20 protein-coding genes and 1 pseudogene are annotated in these 20,799 nt (G+C 42.1%); 4 read left to right on the top strand and 17 right to left on the bottom strand.

The annotated features are described in order from the left end of the window. Nucleotides 1–26: 26 nt before the first annotated feature. Nucleotides 27–881: a manganese catalase family protein gene (locus tag MMB75_RS09025; protein ID WP_016819593.1), complete on the bottom strand. Its 855-nt coding sequence runs from the start codon at nt 879–881 to the stop codon at nt 27–29. Between the two features lie 227 nt (nt 882–1,108). Here MMB75_RS09025 and MMB75_RS09020 point away from each other — a divergent pair, with 227 nt between their 5' ends. Next, a complete protein-coding gene (locus MMB75_RS09020) occupies nt 1,109–1,948 on the top strand; it encodes a manganese catalase (protein ID WP_016819592.1) in 840 nt (279 codons plus the stop codon). Between the two features lie 211 nt (nt 1,949–2,159). Here the strand turns inward: MMB75_RS09020 and MMB75_RS09015 are convergent, their stop codons facing one another. The 7 genes from MMB75_RS09015 to MMB75_RS08985 form a co-directional block, all read right to left on the bottom strand. After that, entirely contained in the window at nt 2,160–2,522 is a 363-nt protein-coding gene (locus tag MMB75_RS09015; RefSeq protein ID WP_016819591.1) for a YmaF family protein, read from the bottom strand. A gap of 257 nt (nt 2,523–2,779) precedes the next feature. Next, nucleotides 2,780–4,177 carry a Fe-S cluster assembly protein SufB gene (sufB, locus tag MMB75_RS09010; RefSeq protein ID WP_016819590.1) on the bottom strand — a complete coding sequence of 466 codons (1,398 nt, stop codon included), beginning with the start codon at nt 4,175–4,177 and terminating at the stop codon, nt 2,780–2,782. A 30-nt stretch (nt 4,178–4,207) separates the two neighbouring features. Next, nucleotides 4,208–4,630 (bottom strand): Fe-S cluster assembly sulfur transfer protein SufU, encoded by a 423-nt coding sequence (gene sufU / locus MMB75_RS09005; protein ID WP_045243944.1) that lies wholly within the window; start codon nt 4,628–4,630, stop codon nt 4,208–4,210. Next, nucleotides 4,620–5,843: a cysteine desulfurase gene (locus tag MMB75_RS09000; RefSeq protein WP_031463200.1), complete on the bottom strand. Its 1,224-nt coding sequence runs from the start codon at nt 5,841–5,843 to the stop codon at nt 4,620–4,622. Before MMB75_RS09000 ends, sufU begins: the two co-directional genes overlap by 11 nt. Then, a complete protein-coding gene (gene sufD / locus MMB75_RS08995) occupies nt 5,840–7,144 on the bottom strand; it encodes a Fe-S cluster assembly protein SufD (protein WP_019686826.1) in 1,305 nt (434 codons plus the stop codon). Before sufD ends, MMB75_RS09000 begins: the two co-directional genes overlap by 4 nt. 23 nt (nt 7,145–7,167) lie before the next feature. Beyond that, nucleotides 7,168–7,950, bottom strand: a complete 783-nt coding sequence (gene sufC / locus MMB75_RS08990; RefSeq protein ID WP_045243945.1) for a Fe-S cluster assembly ATPase SufC — start codon at nt 7,948–7,950, stop codon at nt 7,168–7,170. Between the two features lie 392 nt (nt 7,951–8,342). Further along, nucleotides 8,343–8,813 carry a Dps family protein gene (locus tag MMB75_RS08985; RefSeq protein WP_013309551.1) on the bottom strand — a complete coding sequence of 157 codons (471 nt, stop codon included), beginning with the start codon at nt 8,811–8,813 and terminating at the stop codon, nt 8,343–8,345. Between the two features lie 309 nt (nt 8,814–9,122). Here MMB75_RS08985 and mtnK point away from each other — a divergent pair, with 309 nt between their 5' ends. Both mtnK and mtnA read left to right on the top strand, forming a co-directional pair. Continuing rightward, a complete protein-coding gene (gene mtnK / locus MMB75_RS08980) occupies nt 9,123–10,355 on the top strand; it encodes an S-methyl-5-thioribose kinase (RefSeq protein WP_031463198.1) in 1,233 nt (410 codons plus the stop codon). Next, complete coding sequence (gene mtnA, locus MMB75_RS08975; protein WP_045243946.1) at nt 10,352–11,461, top strand: S-methyl-5-thioribose-1-phosphate isomerase; 1,110 nt, start codon at nt 10,352–10,354, stop codon at nt 11,459–11,461. The genes mtnK and mtnA overlap by 4 nt, the downstream gene beginning before the upstream one ends. Nucleotides 11,462–11,608: 147 nt before the next feature. Here the strand turns inward: mtnA and MMB75_RS08970 are convergent, their stop codons facing one another. Together MMB75_RS08970 and MMB75_RS08965 are read right to left on the bottom strand one after the other, a co-directional pair. Continuing rightward, a complete protein-coding gene (locus MMB75_RS08970; RefSeq protein ID WP_017425931.1) occupies nt 11,609–11,911 on the bottom strand; it encodes a YunC family protein in 303 nt (100 codons plus the stop codon). 195 nt (nt 11,912–12,106) lie between these two features. Continuing rightward, complete coding sequence (locus MMB75_RS08965) at nt 12,107–12,655, bottom strand: RNA 2'-phosphotransferase (protein WP_045243947.1); 549 nt, start codon at nt 12,653–12,655, stop codon at nt 12,107–12,109. Nucleotides 12,656–13,574: 919 nt separating this feature from the next. Between MMB75_RS08965 and MMB75_RS08955 the strand changes: the two genes are divergently transcribed. After that, nucleotides 13,575–15,047, top strand: a complete 1,473-nt coding sequence (locus tag MMB75_RS08955; RefSeq protein ID WP_045243948.1) for an amidase family protein — start codon at nt 13,575–13,577, stop codon at nt 15,045–15,047. A gap of 424 nt (nt 15,048–15,471) precedes the next feature. Here MMB75_RS08955 and MMB75_RS08950 read toward each other — a convergent pair whose 3' ends face one another. From MMB75_RS08950 to MMB75_RS08920, 7 genes and pseudogenes are all read right to left on the bottom strand, one after another. Further along, entirely contained in the window at nt 15,472–16,245 is a 774-nt protein-coding gene (locus MMB75_RS08950; RefSeq protein ID WP_045243949.1) for a Cthe_2314 family HEPN domain-containing protein, read from the bottom strand. A 176-nt stretch (nt 16,246–16,421) separates the two neighbouring features. After that, on the bottom strand, nt 16,422–16,598 hold the full coding sequence (locus MMB75_RS08945; RefSeq protein ID WP_277507575.1) for a hypothetical protein: 177 nt from the start codon (nt 16,596–16,598) through the stop codon (nt 16,422–16,424). A gap of 266 nt (nt 16,599–16,864) precedes the next feature. Then, nucleotides 16,865–16,988 (bottom strand): annotated as a pseudogene (locus MMB75_RS08940) (YunC family protein); the annotation flags it as partial. 195 nt (nt 16,989–17,183) lie between these two features. After that, nucleotides 17,184–17,732: an RNA 2'-phosphotransferase gene (locus MMB75_RS08935; protein WP_031463190.1), complete on the bottom strand. Its 549-nt coding sequence runs from the start codon at nt 17,730–17,732 to the stop codon at nt 17,184–17,186. A gap of 668 nt (nt 17,733–18,400) precedes the next feature. Continuing rightward, entirely contained in the window at nt 18,401–18,526 is a 126-nt protein-coding gene (locus tag MMB75_RS08930) for a hypothetical protein (protein ID WP_257126825.1), read from the bottom strand. A 129-nt stretch (nt 18,527–18,655) separates the two neighbouring features. Further along, nucleotides 18,656–19,435, bottom strand: coding sequence for a hypothetical protein (locus tag MMB75_RS08925; RefSeq protein ID WP_230681843.1), 780 nt, complete (start codon nt 19,433–19,435; stop codon nt 18,656–18,658). Between the two features lie 718 nt (nt 19,436–20,153). Continuing rightward, a complete protein-coding gene (locus MMB75_RS08920; protein WP_025364493.1) occupies nt 20,154–20,642 on the bottom strand; it encodes a hypothetical protein in 489 nt (162 codons plus the stop codon). Nucleotides 20,643–20,799 lie beyond the last annotated feature (157 nt).

Below are 20,799 nucleotides of genomic sequence, written 5' to 3'. Positions count from 1 at the left end.
TACTATCTGTATTTTTATATTTAATCCTAGGAGTTAAGATCTTGTAGACCTGGGCTATGTTCATTAGGCAATTCAGGCATATACGGAAGAGGAAAGCCTTCTGGAGGGTCAATGACATTCAAATCCCCACCGTTTCTGCTTGGAGTTTGCCCATTGAATATTTCTCCAATACGGGTAGAGTCCAATCGAAAATTAAACTGTGCATTGTGAAAGCCCATTTCAACATACTTCCGACATTCTGGATACTTGTTAATATCGTAGTTTGGAACCGGGAACAATTTTCCCCAATCCACTCCAAGTGTCTCTAATGCTTTGGCAAATGCATTTTGATGAGCATTATCCCGTACAATCAAAAAAGCCAATGTTTCCCGAAATGTTTTGTTCGAGCTCATTTCGTAAATTCGAGATTTTTGCAGAACCCCTGTAGATTCGAGTACGAGATTATCAAGCAAATCACTAATCAGATTGCCGTGGGAATAGACATAACTGCCTAACCAAGGATTTCCACTTGCATCAACGGGTAAGGAACTTTGAGCTCCCATAATAAAATGATGAGGATTGGCATGTTTTATCGCTTCATCCAAAGGAGCATGATCAACTCCAGCATCGCCGGCTTGGTCTTCACCTGAGCCAGTCAGAAGTTGATTTATGGTATGTTGGACCAGTTCAACATGACTAAGCTCCTCTAGAAAAACTCCTCGTATCAAATCTCTATACTGTACAGCGTTACCACGAAAATTATTACTTTGAAAGAAAAACTGCATCATGGTACGCATTTCTCCAAATCGACCACCCAATACCTCCTGAATCACTTTTGCAGCAGCTGGGTCGGGTTTATCAGGTACTATTAAGTTAATTAAATCTTCTTTATAAAAATACAATACCAAAACCCCCTTAGAGTTTTATTTTGAAGTGAAACATATGCTACCCTTTTTTATCATTTTTATACAAGTCAAAGAACCAGAAAAGTTATTTTCATGAAGGCTCCTATCATTCTAGTAGTATTAGGGGATTTTATGGTTAGGCAGATCCTCGTTTTGTTGCGCATTGAATGGGTTAATATAGCTTGGATTCACTAAACTGCTTTTAACCTATAGGAGGACTAATTATGTTTAGACATCAAAAAGAGTTGCAGTTCGAAGTGAAAGTAGAGCGACCTGACCCTCTATTTGCCCGACAGGTACAAGAAGTTTTGGGAGGCCAATTTGGAGAAATGACCGTGATGATGCAATATTTGTTTCAGGGGTTTAACTGTCGCGGTGATGAAAAATATAAAGATATGTTAATGGATATTGGAACAGAAGAAATAGGACATGTGGAGATGCTGTGTGCTTTAATTAGTCAATTACTTGATGGGGCTAAACCAGAAGATCAGGAGCAAGCTGCCAAAGACCCTGTTACAGCTGCCATTATGGGAGGAATTAACCCGCAGCACCTGCTGGTCAGCGGTCTTGGTGGATTGCCTACTAATTCCAATGGAGTTCCATGGAATGGTTCTTACATTGTGGCTAGTGGCAATCTTTTGGCAGATATGCGGTCCAATCTGCATGCAGAGAGCCAAGGTCGATTGCAGGTAGCCAGACTATATCATATGACGCAAGACGAAAGCGTTAGGGCTACATTACGGAAAATGCTAGCACGCGACCGCTATCATCAATATCAATGGATGGCGGCAATTCAAGAATTAGAAGAAAAAAATGGTGTTGTGGTACCGGCTTCCTTCCCTCCTGAAGCAGAGCAAGAATCTCAGCCTGAAGCATATGAGTTTTGGAACTTGTCAGAAGGCGAAGAATCTAGTGAAGGTCTGTGGGCAACAGGAAGTGCGCCGGATGGAACCGGAAGCTATGTATACATCTCTAACCCCATTGCCAAAGGACAGATCTATAATGCCAAAATACCAGCAACCGAGTTGCATCATGACTTAGACCATAAAACTTCAGATAAATAAATATGTAGAAGCGAGCTGTCCCAACTTTTGGGGCGGCTTTGGCTTTTTGTCGACCTATTAAGGATCTGTAAACCCACTTCAAACGTAAACACGTATTTACACGTAACCAAAAAAAATAGAAGAAGACGAACTTAAAAAGTTCGCCTCCTATACTAGCAGGAGATCCGAGTCGGTACACAATCGGCCTCTGCTTCAGTCAAACCATCGTTCATTAAACAAGAGGTTCCTCAATCAATGTTGCGAAATTAAACTGGTGTACATGACCATCATTTAATGTAGTTTGGCCCGTAACGAAATGTACGTGTTTTCCATTTCCGACTGGAATAGCTGGTCCTGTTCTAATCCTTCTCAGATTATGAAAATGGTTCACAAAATCAGTTTTCGTAAGATCAATTTCGTGGACATGACTTCTTCCAACTCGAATCGCTTGCCCAGTAACACCTGCAAAGCGGTGGTTATGTCGGTCTGCGCCTGCTTCAGCCAGTTTGGTACTACCTTCAAATTCATGTACATGCCTCTGTGTCTGTTTAGCTGAGATTGTTTTCTTCTTGACTACAGGTTTATTCTTCTGCATCCGTTGCCTGCCTCCTTATGTTTTGCAGTTTTTACAATATCCTATTAAGCAAGCATAGTTACGTGCTAGGCGATTATCTGCAGTCCTAACAATAAATTTTTGGTTTCACATGGCATTAGAAAAAAAGAAGAAGACGAACTTAAAAAGTTCGCCTTCTACATTTAAAAGGAAATTCGAGTCGGCACAAAATCGGCACGACTCGGATTAAACAGCTTTAATTACCTCAAGTACCTTGTCTCACCAAGGGTTACCGCGTTTTAACCGATACTACCTTCCATTTCGAACTTGATCAAGCGGTTCATTTCTACCGCATATTCCATCGGTAGTTCTTTGGTGAACGGCTCAATGAAGCCCATAACGATCATTTGTGTTGCCTCAGCTTCGGTCAGACCACGGCTCATCAGATAGAAGAGTTGATCTTCCGATACTTTGGACACCGTTGCTTCGTGCTCAAGTGTAATATCGTCATTCATGATCTCATTATAAGGAATAGTATCTGAAGTTGACTGATTATCCAAAATCAACGTATCACACTTAATATTCGATTTTGCACCTTGAGCCTGACGACCAAAGGAAGCTAATCCGCGATACGTTACTTTACCACCGTGCTTACTGATCGATTTGGATACAATGGTGGATGTAGTATCTGGTGCCAAGTGGATCATTTTCGCACCTGCATCCTGATGCTGGCCTTTGCCTGCAACAGCGATGGACAAGACCATCCCTTTCGCTCCACGACCTTTCAATACAACGGCAGGATACTTCATTGTCAGCTTGGAACCGATGTTGCCATCAACCCATTCCATCGTTGCATTTTCTTCAGCAACCGCACGTTTAGTTACCAGGTTGTAAATGTTTGGTGCCCAGTTCTGAATCGTTGTGTAACGAACGCGTGCGTTTTTCTTACAAATAATTTCAACCACAGCACTATGCAGCGAGTTCGTGCTGTAAATTGGAGCTGTACAGCCTTCTACATAATGCACAAAGCTGTCTTCGTCAGCAATAATGAGCGTACGCTCAAATTGACCCATGTTTTCCGAGTTGATACGGAAGTAAGCCTGCAATGGAACTTCACATTTCACACCTTTAGGCACGTAGATAAAGCTACCGCCTGACCATACCGCACTGTTCAGGGCCGCAAACTTATTGTCCGCAGGAGGTACGACTGTGGCAAAATACTCTTTCAGAATCTCAGGATGCTCACGCAACGCTGTATCGGTATCCATGAAAATGACACCCTGCTCTTCCAGGTCCTTTTGCATGCTGTGGTAGACAACCTCGGATTCATACTGTGCGGATACACCAGCCAAAAACTTTTGTTCCGCTTCAGGAATCCCCAGTTTATCAAAGGTTTCCTTAATTTCTGTAGGAACCTCTTCCCACGTTTTCCCTTGCTTCTCGGAAGGTCTTACATAGTACTGGATATCATCGAAATCCAGTTCATCCATGTCTCCGCCCCATTTTGGCATTGGCATTTTTTCAAATTGCTTCAATGCTTTCAGACGGAACTCCAACATCCAATCCGGTTCACCCTTAATTTTGGAGATTTCCTTTACAATTTCCGGAGTGAGACCCTTACCTGTTTGGAAAATGGACTTGTGCTCGTCACGAAAGCCATACTTATACTCTTCCATTTCCGGTGCTTTCTTGGCCATGTTTCTCAAACCTCCTCTGTTCTATTTAAATTATTTATCTTCGTCAATCCCTTTGCGCAGCGCGTTCCAAGCCAATGTCGCACATTTAATGCGAGCCGGGAACTTATTGACCCCTGACAAAGCTTCCAATTCTTCATAATCATCAAATTCGACCGCTTCGCCCTTCATCAGAGAGGAGAAGCGACTCGCCATATCCAAGGCCTGATCAATCGTTTTTCCTTTGACCGCTTCTGTCATCATCGAAGCCGAGGACATACTAATCGAGCAGCCTTCGCCTGTAAAACGGGCATCCTCGACTACGCCGTTTTTCGTTTTGAGTTGAAGGGATATCCGGTCACCACACGTAGGATTATTCAAATCCACTGTAACAGCATCGTCCTCAAAACGTCCGCGATTGCGCGGATTTTTATAATGATCCATAATCACGCGTCGGTACAAGTCATCAAGTTGCATCGCCAAAATACTCCTTCGTTTGGATTAAGGCGCTGACCAGAGCGTCGATATCCTCTTCCGTGTTATAGAGGTAAAAGCTGGCACGTGCAGTTGCACTGGCTTTCAACCAGCGCATCAATGGCTGGCAGCAATGATGGCCCGCACGTATGGCCACCCCTTTGCTATCCAGTACAGTAGCTACATCATGCGGATGCACATCATCCAAGTTGAATGTTACAAGCCCGACATGACGTTCAGCAGGTCCGTAGATCGTCAAACCCTCCACTTCACGGAGACGTTTGAGTGCATAATTCGATAGACGGCTCTCATGCTGTGCAATGGCGTCTAGTCCGATGCTTTCCAGAAAATCAATGGCAGCTCCCAAGCCAACTGCCCCAGCAATAATCGGGGTGCCACCTTCGAATTTCCAAGGTAGCTCCTTCCATGTGGATTCATACAATCCCACATCGTCGATCATTTCACCGCCAAACTCAACGGGCTCCATGTTTTCCAGCAACGCCTTCTTGCCGTAGAGTGCACCAATTCCTGTAGGAGCACACATTTTGTGACCAGAGAAAGCATAAAAATCAGCATCTATGTCTTGCACGTCTACTTTCATATGTGGCGTACTTTGTGCACCGTCGACAACGATAACTGCACCTTTGCGATGTGCAATAGCAGCAATCTCTTTGACCGGATTCACAACGCCAAGCACATTGGAGACATGCGCAATCGCAACAATTTTTGTGTGTTCTGTGACGGTTTTCTCCACGTCTGCAAGATCAACGCTACCGTCCTCTTGAAGCGGAATATATTTTAAAGTCGCACCAGTGGCTTTGGCTACCTGTTGCCACGGAATCAGATTACTGTGATGTTCCATCGGAGTGATGACAATTTCATCACCCTCCTTACAGTTAGCTCTACCGTAAGAAGAAGCCACCAGATTCAGCGCGGTTGTTGTCCCGCGTGTAAAAATGATTTCCTGACTGCGCTTGGCATTCAGAAAACGGGCTACCTTCTCCCTCGCACCTTCATAAGCATCCGTAGCACGGCTACCCAAGGTATGCACACCACGGTGTACATTCGAATTATCAAACTCGTAATAGTGCTTGATCGCCTCGATGACCGCTAGCGGCTTTTGCGAAGTGGCCGCATTATCCAAATAAACCAGCGGATGACCGTTAATCTCCTGATGTAAAATCGGGAATTGTTCACGGATCAATGCAGTGTTCATTGGCCTAACTTCCTTTCAACAAGGCTTTGCAGCTGATGTTGAAGTCCTTCGAGCGGAATTTCAGATACGACAGGTGCCAGGAAGCCATAAATAATCAATCGTTCAGCTTCTGCACGGCTAATTCCGCGGGACATCAAGTAATACACTTGCTCACGGTTAACCTGACCAACCGAGGCTGCGTGTCCAGCCGTTACATCATCTTCATCAATCAACAGGATCGGGTTAGCGTCACCACGTGCTTTCGGGCTGAGCATCAGTACACGCTCCGTTTGCTGACCGTCTGCTTTGGTAGCGCCTTTTTCAATTTTCGTAATTCCGTTAATGATGGAAGATGCTTCTTCACGCATAACTGCGCGTGTAATCATCTGACTAGCGGAATTTTTACCAAAATGCTGTGCTTGTGTCGTATAGTTCAGCTTTTGTGAACCAGAACCTACAGCAATAACCTTGGCATCCGAGTTGGAGCCATTGCCTTTGAGCACAGACATGGTATTGCTCGCTGTATTGCCGTTGTTCATTTCGCCTACAATCCATTCGATAGCAGCGTCATTTCCGAGCGTGGCACGACGAATGGAAATATCCGTTACTTGCTCTCCAAACTGATGCACTGTCGCATAGCGTACTTTAGCGCCTGCATTCGCAACCACTTCTACCGCACCGTTATGAAGAACAGGTGCCGCCAAATCTGCAGATACATAGTTGTCTACGTACGTCACGGAACTATGGTTTTCAGCTATGAGCAGCACATGCGGCGCAAAAGTTGCAGTCGCATCATCCGTGAGGAACACAGCTTGAAGCGGTACGTTCAGTTCTACATTTTTAGGCACATAAGCAAATACTCCACCGTTCCAGAGTGCTGCATGCAATGCCGACAATGAATTTTCTTCAGCCTTAATAACAGTGTTCAGATGAGCTTTGACCAAATCAGCATGCTCTTTGACCGCCGTTTGCAAATCCGTGAAAATAACACCTTGCGCTGCCAGTTCCTCGCTCAGCTTCACGTATACCGCACCGGAGTTGCGCTGGATGATCAGACCGCCCTCTTGTTGTTCTTTGACCAGATCAGCAATGGCTGCAGGAACCTGACCTACAGATGCAATGACCTCGCTCAATTTATGTTGACCGTAATCGTTTAAATTCCAACGTTCGATTTTTGTTTTTTCAAATACCGGAAGCTCCAGTTGGCCTGCAAGCTCAAGTGCTTTTTGTCTGTCTTCGACCAGCCAAGATGGCTCGCCATTACGTTCGGACAGAACACGCAGTTGCTCGGAATCTACCGGAAGGATTGTTTGTGTTGTCATCAGTTTTCCTCCTCGCTTCCGGCTTACGCCTCTTGTCCTACAGTTTCATCAACGATACCCAGCTCTTCCTTGATCCAGTCGTAACCGTCCGCTTCCAGACGCTCAGCAAGCTCAGGACCACCGGATTTAACGATACGTCCTTGCATCATTACGTGTACATAATCTGGTTTAATATAGTTCAACAGACGTTGGTAGTGAGTAATCACAAGGAAGCCACGGTCTTCAGAACGCATAGCGTTTACGCCGTTAGCTACGATTCTCAAAGCATCGATATCCAGACCGGAGTCAATTTCGTCCAGAACGACAATTTTGGGATCAAGCATCATCATTTGCAGAATTTCATTCCGCTTTTTCTCACCACCGGAAAAACCTTCGTTCAGGTAACGGTGAGCAAACTCAGGATTCATTTCAAGCTCTTTCATTTTGCCTTCCATTTGGCGGATAAACTTAATCAGGGAAATCTCTTGTCCTTCTTCACGGCGCGCGTTGATAGCACTACGCAAAAAGTCGGAGTTTGTTACCCCTGCAATTTCACTTGGATACTGCATCGCCAGGAACAATCCTGCACGTGCACGCTCATCCACTTCCATATCCAGCACGTCTTCTCCATCCAAAGTTACTTTGCCATCTATGACTTCATATTTAGGATGACCCATCAAAGCAGATGCGAGCGTACTTTTACCCGTTCCGTTAGGACCCATGATGGCGTGGATTTCTCCGCCCTTCATTTCGAGGTTAATCCCCTTCAAAATTTCTTTACCTTCAATGGTCGCTTTGAGACCTTCAATCTTAAAGTTTGTAGCCATATTCGCAATACCCTCCAAAAAATGTAGTGTGGTGTCGAAATCAGAAAGATATTTAAACAGGGGAGCCCCCTGATTTCAAGCAAATGTAATAATTAAAAATTTATTTATAATCATTCTAAACTGATTCTCAATGATTCTCAAGTTATTTTATAATAAATATCTTTAAGGGTGCAACCAACAGACGCACGTTATCCACCTTTCTTCATAAAATGTTCATCCTACCAATCACACAAATGGCAAAATACATCCTTCGAATGATTACATAGTTATAGTGTAGTACAAAAACCATGGGATACATAATCTCTTTTTTAGCCATAAAAACGCTACTGACAGCTTGACGTCAGTAGCGTTTTACATGTAAAGGGGTTATTTTAGTGCGAAAGCCTGATGAGTTAGCCCAAATAAGAGCGAAGCATCCACATGTGTTTCTCCAAATCTGCTTTGTAGCCGATCAGCAAATCTGCAGTAGGCTGGTCGGAATTACTTTCCGCCAATTCGATACCTTCCTGAAACTCCTCACATACCGTCGCAAAATCCTCAATCAGGGTTTGCACCATTTTTGGAGCATCTTCATTACCGGTAGCCTCTTGAATTGAGGACAGCTCCAGGTATTCCTTCAATGTTGCGGAAGGAGAACCTTTCAAGGCAAGCAAGCGCTCGGCAATCTCATCCATTTTCAATGTCACTTCATTGTATAATTCTTCGAATTTAACATGGAGTGTATAAAAGCTGGAGCCTTTCACGTACCAGTGATAGTTATGAATTTTTACATATAACACATTGAGGTTAGCGACTTGACGGTTTAAAAGTTCCTCCACCGATTTGGTTTGCGTATTTTTCGAGTTACTTGTTGTTTTAGCCATCATAAATCCCTTCCTTTTTCATCAAATTGACTTTCAGAAGCGTTTACGTATCCATCACCGTCCCTGCTGACGGTAAGACGCCAGCGGGCATTTGAATATCACCTGCCGGACGTCTGTTTCATATTTACCCTTTCTATACAGAGACGAAACAAAAAGAAGAAGCCCACCTCTTCCAATCCATCATAAAAAAAATGTACAAAAATTCAGTGATTTTCGTTATACTTTCTCTATCCTATCAAAATACTTGGTTTAATATTGTGATGTTTTTTCTTACCATTTACATGTGCGCAATTTACGGAGGTGACCTCATTGTCCAAATATCATCCCTTAACGACCGAAGAAGCAATCGAATTCGTGAAGAACATTCCCGGATTTTTTAGCCAGGAAGCTCATCTGGAATGCCGAGAAATCGGCGATGGCAACTTAAATCTGGTTTTTCATATTACAGATTCCAAATCTAACAAGAGTATCATTGCCAAGCAGGCACTTCCCTATGTAAAAATTGTGGGTGAATCCTGGCCGTTGTCGCTGGATCGCGCCCGTATTGAACGCGAGGCACTTCAGCAGGAGCACCAGCTTTGCCCCGAATTGGTTCCTGCGGTACTAGGCTATGACGATGAGCTTGCGTTAACCGTGATGGAGGATCTTAGCTCACACACAATCATGCGCAAGGGACTAATTGAAGGCAACACATACCCTCTTTTTGCTAATCATATTGGGGAATTTCTGGCACGCACGCTCTTTTTCACCTCAGATTTGGGCATGAATCAGCAGGCTAAAAAAGAGCTGGTTAAACGCTTTATAAACCCTGAACTCTGCAAAATAACTGAGGATCTGATTTTGGATGAACCCTACCGATTTTCAGATAATAACAACTATGGTATGTACATTGAAGACGAAGCAGAGGCACTCCGTACAGATCAGATCCTTCATCTGGAAGTAGCTTTGCTGCGAGAAAAGTTTATGACACGAACAGAAGCACTGCTACACGGCGACCTCCATACAGGTAGTATTTTTGTAACAGCTGAATCGACTAAAGTCATTGATCCTGAATTTGCCTATTACGGCCCCATGGGGTTTGATATCGGAGCGGTCATCGCCAATCTGCTGTTGAACTACGCAGCACAGCCCGGATGGACTTCTAGCGAGACGGCGCTAAAGGAACGACGTGACTGGCTCCTGGAGACCGTCATTCAAGTATGGGAGCAGTTTGAGAGCAGGTTTCGTACACTGTGGAACGAGCACGTCACCGATCATTTGGCACGTACACCCGGATATCAGGACTTATACCTCCAGAAAGTACTGCAAGATACGATTGGCTTTGCAGGGTGCAAAGTGATCCGCCGGATCATCAGCCTGTCGCATGTGGCGGATATCGATACCATTGCCGATCCTGATATCAAGGAAGCTGCGGAACGTCTCGCGTTATCGATCGGAAAAGCCTTGGTTCTCCGCAATCGCGAGCTTCATTCGATCCGGGAACTAGAAGACATTGTTCGGACAGCAACAGCGACCCAAACTAAAGGAGCATCACGCATATGAGTGAAAATAAAGAATCTCTTCCCGCATCCTCCCATGAAGCAACTGTGTCTGGACAGGCTCTAACTTCACTGGTGTGGAAGGGAAACCACTTGTCCATGCTGGATCAGCGTCTACTGCCCGAAAAGATAGTCATGCTGGATTTATTCACCACCGAAGAAGTGTGGGATGGCATCCATGCCATGAAGGTACGGGGCGCCCCCGCCATCGGGATGGCCGCAGCCTACGGTGTGGTGCTGGGGGCTACCTCCTATCGCGGCAATGACGCTGCTGAGTGGCTGGAGCATGTACACGCGGTGTGCAGACATTTGGCTACCTCACGGCCGACTGCCGTAAATCTGTTCTGGGCTCTGGACCGCATGAAGAAGCGAGCCGGCGAACTCGTCACAGAGGCTGAGGTGGGCCAGATCGAAGACTGGAATGCAGGGCTGGAGCGTGAAGCTATAGCCATTCAGGCAGAGGATGAAGAAGTTTGCCACCTAATCGGCATCCATGCTTTACCTCTGTTCAAGGATGGGATGGGCGTACTCACTCATTGCAACGCAGGCGGCTTGGCAACAGCGAAATACGGAACAGCGCTCGCGCCTATGTATTTGGCTCAGGAAAACGGAATCCACCTGAAAGTATTTGCTGACGAAACCCGCCCCGTATTGCAGGGTGCGCGTCTGACCGCCTTTGAGCTTCAGCAGGCAGGCATAGATGTCACCCTGCTCTGTGACAATATGGCAGGCATGGTGATGTCTAAAGGATGGGTGCAAGCTGTCATTGTCGGTACAGACAGAGTCGCCGCTAATGGGGATGTGGCCAACAAAATCGGCACCTATAGCCTGGCAGTGTTGGCGAAGGCGCATGGTATACCTTTTTACGTTGCTTCGCCACTATCTACCATTGATTTACAGACCGCTACAGGCGCAGATATTCCGATTGAGGAGCGTTCTGCGGAGGAAGTTACCGAGAGCTTTGGCAAAAGAACTGCCCCACAAGGTATCAAAGTCTACAACCCGGCTTTCGACGTTACACCACATGAGTACATTACCGCCATCATTACCGAAAAAGGAATTGTCCAAGCCCCCTTTAGCGAGAACCTTACCGCTTTGTTTGCCGATTAATTGTTCTTGCAGGTTATACACTTCGTATATAATTCAAATAGTTCCACTCGATAGAATGAAAAATTTCACAGAAAAAACCGGAGCCGTAGCGCCCGGTTTTTTAACTTTTTCTTTTTTGCTTTTATCCAACAACTATTACTAGGCTTCTTACACCAGTTTCAATAATGCTTCATAGCCTGGCATCCCTGGCTTAATTCCAAGTTGCTCAGCTTCCGTCGTCACTGACTCCATTGGTGCTTCCAACAGTTCCTTTAGTGTTTTTACCCCTACAGCACGTGCGGCCAGAATTTTCCGATCCGCCAGCCGTTCATTGAGCAATCCGACATCCAGCGCACCACACATGATGTAACCACGGGAGTTGGAGATCGTCAACAGCGTTGTTTTAGGCAGTTTGACCTCGACTCCGATAAATGTATGCTCACCCACTTGAATGGGTTCCATGTGTATCATGGTTATTACATGCACCTCCTCTTTGTTCATCCGGGATATTTTATGCGGCATTTGCAGGTGGGTGTGGACACCCGTGGATACATTCAAAATTTTAGGAGGATGATGTATGTACAGCAAAAAAGGCGATATTAAAAAGACTAGACGAATCGTTCCATCTAGTCTCTATGATCATCGTTAATGTTCTGGAGTTATGCTTTATTCACACTTCTTTAAATACTGTGGGGGTACAAAGTCGGCAAGCCAAACTCCATGGTTGGCTTTATAAAACTTCACTTGATTAGCTAATGCCTTTGCTGTGTCGACTTCGAGGATCACGAGTTCTCCACGTCTTTTGCCTGCTAAAATTGCAAACTCAAGCGATTCAGACAGATGTACATACTTTCTCCCCATCGGCTTAATTCCTTCGGTGAAAATGTTATGGATTACCTTTGTGTTTGTACCATGATAGAGAATCGTTGGTGGAGTAGCTTCCTCATAATTTAATCTGCCTGCACTGTGCCCATAATTAGCTCTTATGTACCCATTAACCATTTCATATCTTTGTTTTGGACAATGGCTTACTACTTGTTCGATATCCGACTCACTGACCTCAGACCATCTATTCTCTGATCTTATTCCTTGAATCAGGTCTTGAACGTCACAATAACCCTCATGGTCCAGCTCAAGACCAAACTGTTCTGGTGTATGCCTAAGAATCTTACTCATAAATTTACTGAGGCTCTCTTCTTGTTTTGATGTTAACATGATGTACTCCTTCTAATAAAATATTTATTTATATATTGATCTGGAATTTTAGATATAGCTTTCCATCCTTTAAATAGTCCACCATGATTGAAAGTATTGAGCATTTCACCGAATTGAGGGATCACGAGTTGAATGTTTCTTCGTTTAACTAACTGTGTAATTGAAGATTCTCCTTTTTAACATCATCTCTTAATTCTAGGGTAGATGAGAATTTTCCTCTTTATCAGATGGATTGCTATGAAAAAAAGCCTACTCTCATTTTATTATCAAAGGAGCAAGCTTGGTTCATATTATTGAATTACTTTATGATTCAAATGTCATCTTATCGGGAAATATCCCCCCTTCTTTAACGAAGCAACGTGCCATCCTCTGTGCAGCCCTATCAAAATAAAATTTATTTGAATGGCTCGGATCTGGTAAAGGTTCAATTTCAGAGAATAACTTAGTCTCTTTGTTCAATTGAATTTTCCCCATAATGTGTTCATTAGGGCCATATCTATAAATAACTACATTCTCATCTTCATGTTCTTTTAAAAAGTAAAACAAATGCTCCCATTATAAAATCTCCTCCACTCTATTTCCCATGGACGACCCGACCTTACCGCAGCTTTATGAGCAGTCTCATAGTCTGTTTTAAATATACCCTCAAATCTGGATTCAAACAATTCATGGTTAAGCAAATCCATATCTTTTTCTGTTTGTAATCCTTTTTTGTAATCTGTCCCATACTTGAACTATTTCGTAATCAGAGTTATCACATATACCGTAGGCACTTCCATAGACTGACTATAAGCAGAATATGAAGCGATAACGGATATAGTAGGGAGTTCCAACATATGGTAGTATAGAAGATAGTATACAAAGCATAGATTTCATGTGATTTCTAATAGAAAAGTTCATCATTGGAAGGAGCAACTAAATGGAACCTAATTTTAAACTTAAGAATCTAAATGGTGAGGAAGTAACCATTTTTGAATTGCAAGAAGCAATGGGAAAAGGGGAGGTTACTTCTAGGGAACTTGTTATGTACTACATGTATCGTATTGCAACACACGACCAGAGTGGTCAAAATATAAATTCTATAATGGAAATCAACCCAGATGCGATTTTTATTGCAGAAGCCCTAGACAAAGAAAGAAAAACAAGAGGAATTAGAGGGTATTTACATGGTATACCTGTTTTGTTGAAAGAAAACATTGAAACAAAGGACAAAATGCGGACGAGTGCAGGAGCGTTGGCACTGGAAAACAACATTAGCGAAACGGATGCCTTTCTTGTAAAAAAACTTAGAGAAGCTGGAGCCATTATCCTTGGAAAAACAAACATGACTGAATTGGCAAACGGCGTATCCACAAAAATGTGGGCAGGTTACAGTTCTAAAGGCGGACAAGTATTAAATCCATACGGTGACTTTTTCGTGGGTGGGTCAAGCTCTGGTTCTGCTGTAGCTGTGGCGTCAAATTTTACAAGTGTTGCAGTTGGTACGGAAACTTCAGCATCAATTTTAAGTCCAGCTATTCAAAACTCGATTGTTGGTATAAAGCCTACAGTTGGGCTTATAAGTCGTACAGGTATAATACCTTATTCCTATTCTCAAGATACCGCTGGAGCAATTGCAAGGACCGTATCAGATGCGTCAATCTTACTTAGTGTACTTGCAGGTAAAGACGATAATGACCCTGCTACATGGAAAAATGATGATACGATTGACTATTCAACTTACTTAGACAAGAATGGCTTAGAAGGGGCGAAAATTGGGGTTTATAGAGATGTACCATTAGAGCAATTTCGTGACCCTGACGAATATGATAAAATATTATTTAATAATACTGTAGAGGAACTAACAAAAGCGGGAGCAATCGTCATTGAAGACATTGAAATGCCAGCCTTTGATAGGAAATGGAATTGGAACAAGTTGAATAACGAATTTAAGCATGGTCTTGATAACTATCTCCGAAACCTTCCACAAAGTATGCCTGTACATTCATTTAGTGAATTGGTTGAGTGGAACGAAAAAAACTCCGAGAAGGCTTTGAAATATGGACAAGATTTACTGAAGAACCGGCAACATTTAGTGAATCCATTGAAGAATCCGAACTATATATTAGAGTCTTTAACTGATTTATATTATTCCCAGAATGAAGGCATAGATTATGCCATAGCGAAATACGGATTGGATGCAATTATGTTTCCATCATATGTGGGAGCAGAAATTTGTGCAAGGGCAGGGTATCCATCAGTAGCTGTTCCCGCTGGCTTCAAAGACAACGGCAGACCATTTGGAGTTACGTTTGCAGGAAAGGCATTTAGTGAACCTATGCTAATTCGTATAGCATTTGCATATGAACAACGAACAAAACATAGAAAAAAGCCGTTACTCAGTTATAAGTAAAAGAGAAGTTCCATGCAAAGAAACCACTCCATTGTAAGGAGTGGCTTTGTCTTTATATAGAGGTATATTTTGTGGTCAAATTGTACTTTATGTTTAAATACACTACGGTACGGTGAACCGTATCATATATTCAAATATCATGGCTACGCCATACTGCCCGTTAGCTTAATACCAGCAGCCAGTCTATGTTGTTGAGTCAATTGGAGAAAACAAACGACATTGGACAAAATTTTGCCCGATGTAATTCACCAAATACAACAATCCGCCAAATAGACGTGTTGCAGCAATTCGGAGACAACTCCGATTTCCAAACTGCTCAAATTGACGTTTCGCGTAATTTAGATATAAAAAATTCCAGTCACCGTCAATATGAGGGCAACTGGATGGTAAAATTGGTGTTTTATATGGTCTTCATTTCTCCAAACTACCTCATATGCTCATTAACTACATCAATTACATCAATTAATAGCTCCCAAACCTCTAGTACCATTTTTTTGGTTTCACCTGATGAAGTATACACAATATGGTCTCCAGAAAGAGATTTAGTTATTTTATATTCTTCTCCCCCCAAGTTAGTCACTGGCCTCTCCTTATCTTTATAAAAGATTACACCTGATGTGGGAGACGAAGGAGGATGATTATGCGTAAAGTCATTTCTAATTCGTCTAAAATCTTTATAAATTGGCTTATCTATAATTTCTCTTAGAGCAAAGTAAAGCTGTTCATTTGATAATTTTACAGCACTTTCGGTTTCCTTTTTATTCCAACATTTCTCAAAGGATGGCTTATGAATGTTCCAATTATATAATCTATTACTAATGTGAGATAATACATCTAAAGCAGAAGAAACTTTATAGAAGAAATTATCAACATAATAATCAAAATAAAATTTGAGGAAGTAATCCTTCTGTTCGAAATGAGGAAGTAGGCGAATAGTTCCCTTTCCCTTGACAAGCCACTCATCATCATTAATTCCTTGCTCAAATATATACAATAAATTGATCAGACTAAATTCTGCCTGTGTCACTTTATCAAAAAAAGTTGTAGACCATGTAAAGATATCATAACCTTCTAAAAACGGGATCTCCGATTCGGTTATAGATAAATGATTATCTTTTTTTAAAGGAATTCTTAATTCTTGATCAAGGCGTAAGTAATCATCATACTTTGGATGAATTAAGTTATAAAGTTCCTCCACTTATTCAACCTCTCCTTTTAATTGAGATATTTACTCTAATCAAAATATTAGCCTATGCCAGTTCATTATTTTAAGAATAACATACACTCCACAACCAACATACTCCTGAGGTGCTCTCACGTTCATTCTAAAGCTTTTATTTATATTATGAATGGGGAATAAAATCCCCGTAACGCTCACCTGTGTTGGCTTAACACTCTCTTTGAACTTATTTCATTTACTATTCTCTCCTGCTGATATTCGTAATCTTTTAAGGTCATTTCACAATTCACAGTTGCAGTTTTTTTCTCTAGAATAAAGTTTCCAAAACCACTGTTACGAAGAATGCTATTTCCTTCGATCATTTTGTCCATATACAAATATCTTCTTTTTAATAGATTTTTTATGGCTCAACTCAAACAACCATTTGAGCAGACCTCACAGGAGTAAAATGCACAGTTACATGCTTGCCCCCCAAGAGGTCACAAATGCGGTCACAAAATTCAGTCATTTATAAGATTTTAATAGAATGAATCAGTACAGATCAGTAAATTGAAAATTGCTATGAAGGCTTGTCCCGTTTGACATTATGGCTTAAACAGCGAAAAATTTTACTACCCCAAATTCGGTACATCTTAGACGCACCACACATGATGTAACCATGGGAGTTGGAGATCGTCAACAGCGTTGTTTTAGGCAGTTTGACCTCGACTCCGATAAATGTATGTATGCTCACCCACTTGAATGGGTTCCATGTGTATCATAGTTATTACATGCACCTCCTCTTTGTTCATCCGGGTTATTTTATGCGGCATTTGCAGGCGGGTGTGGACACCCGTAGATACATTCAAAATTTTAGGAGGATGATGTATGTACAGCAAAACAGGCGATATCAAAAAGACTAGACGAATCGTTCCATCTAGTCTCTATGATCATCGTTAATGTTCTAGCTCTGTGCTTTATTCAAACTTCTTTAAGTACTGTGGCGGTACAAAGTCGGCAAGCCAAACTCCATGGTTAGCTTTATAAAACTTCACTTGATTAGCTAATGCCTTTGCTGTGTCTACTTCGAGGATCACTAGTTCTCCACGTCTTTTGCCTGCTAAAATTGCAAACTCAAGAGATTCAGACAGATGTACATACTTTCTGCCCATTGGCTTAATTCCTTCAGCGAAAATGTTATGAATTACCTTTGTGTTTGTACCATGATAGAGGATCGTTGGTGGAATAGCTTCCTTATAATTCAATCTGCCTGCACTGTGCCCGTAATTAGCTCTTATGTACCCATTAACCATCTCATATCTTTGTTTTGGACAATGGCTTACTACTTGCTCGATATCCGACTCACTGACATGAGACCATCTGTTCTCTGATCTTATTCCTTGCATCAGGTCTTGAATGTCACAATAACCCTCATGGTCTAGCTCAAGACCAAACTGTTCTGGTGTATGCCTCAGAATCTTACTCATAAATTTACTAAGGCTCTCTTCTTGTTTTGATGTTAGCATTGTATACTCCTTTAATAAAATATTTGTCTATCTATAATAACCTATCCAATGATACATAGCGCCTTGTGAAGTAAAGCCCCAAACCTCCGATAAGGAAAGATGTAGCTCCAATTAAAAAACCTCTTAGACTGTATCTGTTATAAGCCTCCAATATTTTTGCAAGTCCCAGCCCACAATGAAAATAACTGAAAATACCTCTTATCAAATCCATGATAAAAAATTTCCGATTCTTAAATCCCTCCTCTCTCTAATAGTTGTCCGATGAAAATAAAGATTTAGACTGGATTTGGTGCTCCTAAGCTGATTCTGAATTGCTAAATCGTCAGACTTGGAATAATAAGTTTTAGACTGACCCAAATATAAAACCAGCGGCAGTCAAGTACCTGAAAATAAAGTCCTAGACTGCCGCTGGTTTATTGAACTAACGTTCTCTGTTAGCGTAATAAGTGGTGTAAAATTATTTCATGCGATAAGACTGGCTGTTTTGATAAATTTTATTTGATACAAGATGAGGTTCTTGTCATCCGCCGTACCGATCCAGCTAGTCGCGCTGCCACGCCTCGAAGGACTTGCCACTTATACTCTGCAGCGGCTTGCCACTAGGGAGCGAGAACATGCCACCCCCGTTGATATCTACAACCGTTTCGGTGCTACCGATCGGCTTGTCGTCAGTAAGAAATACCGAGGTCGATAAATTCTCCCTGAATCGCTAGGCTTCCAATCGCCTTAAATCGTTCCACCTCTATGGTTTTGCCGAAATAATTGGCTGGATCAACGTCTTCCATCAGTTCCATTCGACCATATCTGGCGTACGGGTCAGCACTTTCCGATGCGACTGTCGAGAATCCTCTCTATCGCTGGATATTCCTCGAATCTTCGTTCGATGAAACGTTGAATAACCGCCCCGTAAAGGGGCGGTTTTCTTATGCTTGCATGAATGCTTCTAACGGCTCCAGAGTTGAGAACGTCTTCTTTGCATCCTTCTTCCGTTGTTCATCATAGAGTTTGGTCAACTCTACGAATGATTCAGCTTTAATCTTCGTATAACTCGATTTGGTGTATCTGTTTATGTACGTCTTTTGCCCTTCCTCTTCAACCCACTCGTAAACGACGTCATATTTGTCCCTCAGATTCTTCAAATGAAGTGCCCGGCGCAACACTGCATAGTGTTCTTCAATGGCTTCATCGCATTCTTCCATAATCTTCTCGTATGCGCAGCCAACTCGCATCAGAATCTCTGATGCCCGTTCATCGCCGTATCTCGCGAGAAATTCCTTCAACGAAACCAGCGCATATAGCGTTATTTGTTCCTTGTCATTCGGATTCTTATATTCATAACAGCCTACAACCAAATTGCGGTCGGTCATTTCCTCCTTACTGAATTGCATCTTGAACAAATACTCGAGTGTCTTCTGCTTCATAACGGTTTCCAACATCTGTTCTTTATCAATCTTGATGCCCGTTGTCACCCACGGAAACGGTAGTTGGCCGTTACTTTCACGCGATAAGCTACCCCTAATATTTAAAATCGGTAGACCCGTAGCAATTGCGTACGACCTATTATATCCTTTGCCCACGAATATTTCCTGTTCTTCTCGCATGTGTCCTACCCCTCCTTTTAGTACCAAGTTCCATTCGGCGCGTAGTGCCTCCAGTTGTCTGCGAAGTGAATCTCCGCTCGATTCTAGCGAATTGCGATCCAAATTATCCTCCGCATTTCCCAGTGATTTCCTGGTTAAGCTATAGTTCTCCGTTCGTATTATGAGCTGTGACCTACGCTTACGGGCTTTGCCACTTCACTTCCGCTCTTCCAATCCCGCTCTGTCCATTGTCAGGCAACACTTTTATTTCCATATCTCCAGGCACTTCATGAATCTCCGTTACAATCGGTTCAGACGAACCGAGGAATAAGATCCTATAGTAAACTATTGCATATCCATAAAACTACCACTTTTTTGTGTTGGTCTCCTATTAGTTCGTCACCGCTGCTTTTCATTAACCCGCGAAGATACTTCTGGGATAAATTGTATCATATGAGAACCATAAGTCCATCTAATGGTTGCGTTGTCCTGCCCGTCTGCTAACGCCGGCTGCCAGTCTACAACTTTATTTTTCACGGTCTAATGCTTTGTTTTTCAGTCTAACACTTTATTTTCACAGAACAATAGTCTCATTAGACTATTTTGTTCTTCCCATAATTTTAAGAATGTATCATACTTCATAACATTCACGCACCTTCTGTATACTTTACCCATATCGCTAAGTTAGTAGCCTGACTGAAGACTCTCCTGTTTAAACCCGCCTCTTAATTCTTAGGTGCATGCAAATTATCTTCTTTATCAGATAAATTACTATGAAAAAACTTGCTCCCATTTTATTGTTAAAGGAGCAAGCTTATAGATATTCATTAATCGTTGTGAATTATATTGATTTAGGATTTTTATAGCACCAGTTTGGATCATAGGGCAGAGATCTGAACTTCTGCATATCTTCCCAACTGTAGACCCAATCGTAATCAGGAATCCAAAAATAGTCAGTAGGATTTAGCTTGAAATATTCATATATAAATCGAGAAATCAGTTCTTCAACACCATAAACATCTTCAATACATCCTACTTGATACAAAGACAAGCTTGAATCTAATCCACTAATATTCTCATCATGTTCATAATTAATTTCGTAATTATCAATTCCGTCAATATAGAATATAAACTGCTGGTTGTTTTCAGCACCCAGTGGGTTATAGGATATATTTAGAGTTGTTGAAAAAAACTGTTCATTTTTATATTTTTTATCATTCTCAAAATATAATCCAGCATCTGCATGAAAGGCAGCTACGATTGCATCTCCTAGTAATTTCTCAGGTGTATATTTTTCTCGTTCTATTAAAATAAAAGCCGAACTCCCCATCACTTAACCACTTTCTTAATTCCTCCAAGGAATTTACAACAGTTACTCCTAGTTTCTTGATATTATCTAATTTTTCTATATTGCTTTGAGATAGATTGCCCAAAGGCTTATCAATATAAAGTATAACTTTCTTCTGTTCTGCATTAAAATAAAACTT

This window comes from Paenibacillus sp. P2(2022) (assembly GCF_029522175.1).
Classification (GTDB): domain Bacteria; phylum Bacillota; class Bacilli; order Paenibacillales; family Paenibacillaceae; genus Paenibacillus; species Paenibacillus polymyxa.
Note: the sequence above shows the minus strand (reverse complement) of the source record. Positions and strands in the feature narration are given on the sequence as shown.

Excerpts from the sequence above, each read along its gene's own strand:
- MMB75_RS09020 (WP_016819592.1), top strand. The coding sequence starts at position 1,109 with ATGTTTAGACATCAAAAAGAGTTGCAGTTCGAAGTGAAAGTAGAGCGA.
- MMB75_RS09015 (WP_016819591.1), bottom strand. The coding sequence starts at position 2,522 with ATGCAGAAGAATAAACCTGTAGTCAAGAAGAAAACAATCTCAGCTAAA.
- sufB (WP_016819590.1), bottom strand. The coding sequence starts at position 4,177 with ATGGCCAAGAAAGCACCGGAAATGGAAGAGTATAAGTATGGCTTTCGT.
- sufU (WP_045243944.1), bottom strand. The coding sequence starts at position 4,630 with ATGCAACTTGATGACTTGTACCGACGCGTGATTATGGATCATTATAAA.
- MMB75_RS09000 (WP_031463200.1), bottom strand. The coding sequence starts at position 5,843 with ATGAACACTGCATTGATCCGTGAACAATTCCCGATTTTACATCAGGAG.
- sufD (WP_019686826.1), bottom strand. The coding sequence starts at position 7,144 with ATGACAACACAAACAATCCTTCCGGTAGATTCCGAGCAACTGCGTGTT.
- sufC (WP_045243945.1), bottom strand. The coding sequence starts at position 7,950 with ATGGCTACAAACTTTAAGATTGAAGGTCTCAAAGCGACCATTGAAGGT.
- MMB75_RS08985 (WP_013309551.1), bottom strand. The coding sequence starts at position 8,813 with ATGGCTAAAACAACAAGTAACTCGAAAAATACGCAAACCAAATCGGTG.
- mtnA (WP_045243946.1), top strand. The coding sequence starts at position 10,352 with ATGAGTGAAAATAAAGAATCTCTTCCCGCATCCTCCCATGAAGCAACT.
- MMB75_RS08970 (WP_017425931.1), bottom strand. The coding sequence starts at position 11,911 with ATGATACACATGGAACCCATTCAAGTGGGTGAGCATACATTTATCGGA.
- MMB75_RS08965 (WP_045243947.1), bottom strand. The coding sequence starts at position 12,655 with ATGTTAACATCAAAACAAGAAGAGAGCCTCAGTAAATTTATGAGTAAG.
- MMB75_RS08955 (WP_045243948.1), top strand. The coding sequence starts at position 13,575 with ATGGAACCTAATTTTAAACTTAAGAATCTAAATGGTGAGGAAGTAACC.
- MMB75_RS08945 (WP_277507575.1), bottom strand. The coding sequence starts at position 16,598 with ATGGACAAAATGATCGAAGGAAATAGCATTCTTCGTAACAGTGGTTTT.
- MMB75_RS08935 (WP_031463190.1), bottom strand. The coding sequence starts at position 17,732 with ATGCTAACATCAAAACAAGAAGAGAGCCTTAGTAAATTTATGAGTAAG.
- MMB75_RS08930 (WP_257126825.1), bottom strand. The coding sequence starts at position 18,526 with ATGGAACTGATGGAAGACGTTGATCCAGCCAATTATTTCGGCAAAACC.
- MMB75_RS08920 (WP_025364493.1), bottom strand. The coding sequence starts at position 20,642 with ATGGGGAGTTCGGCTTTTATTTTAATAGAACGAGAAAAATATACACCT.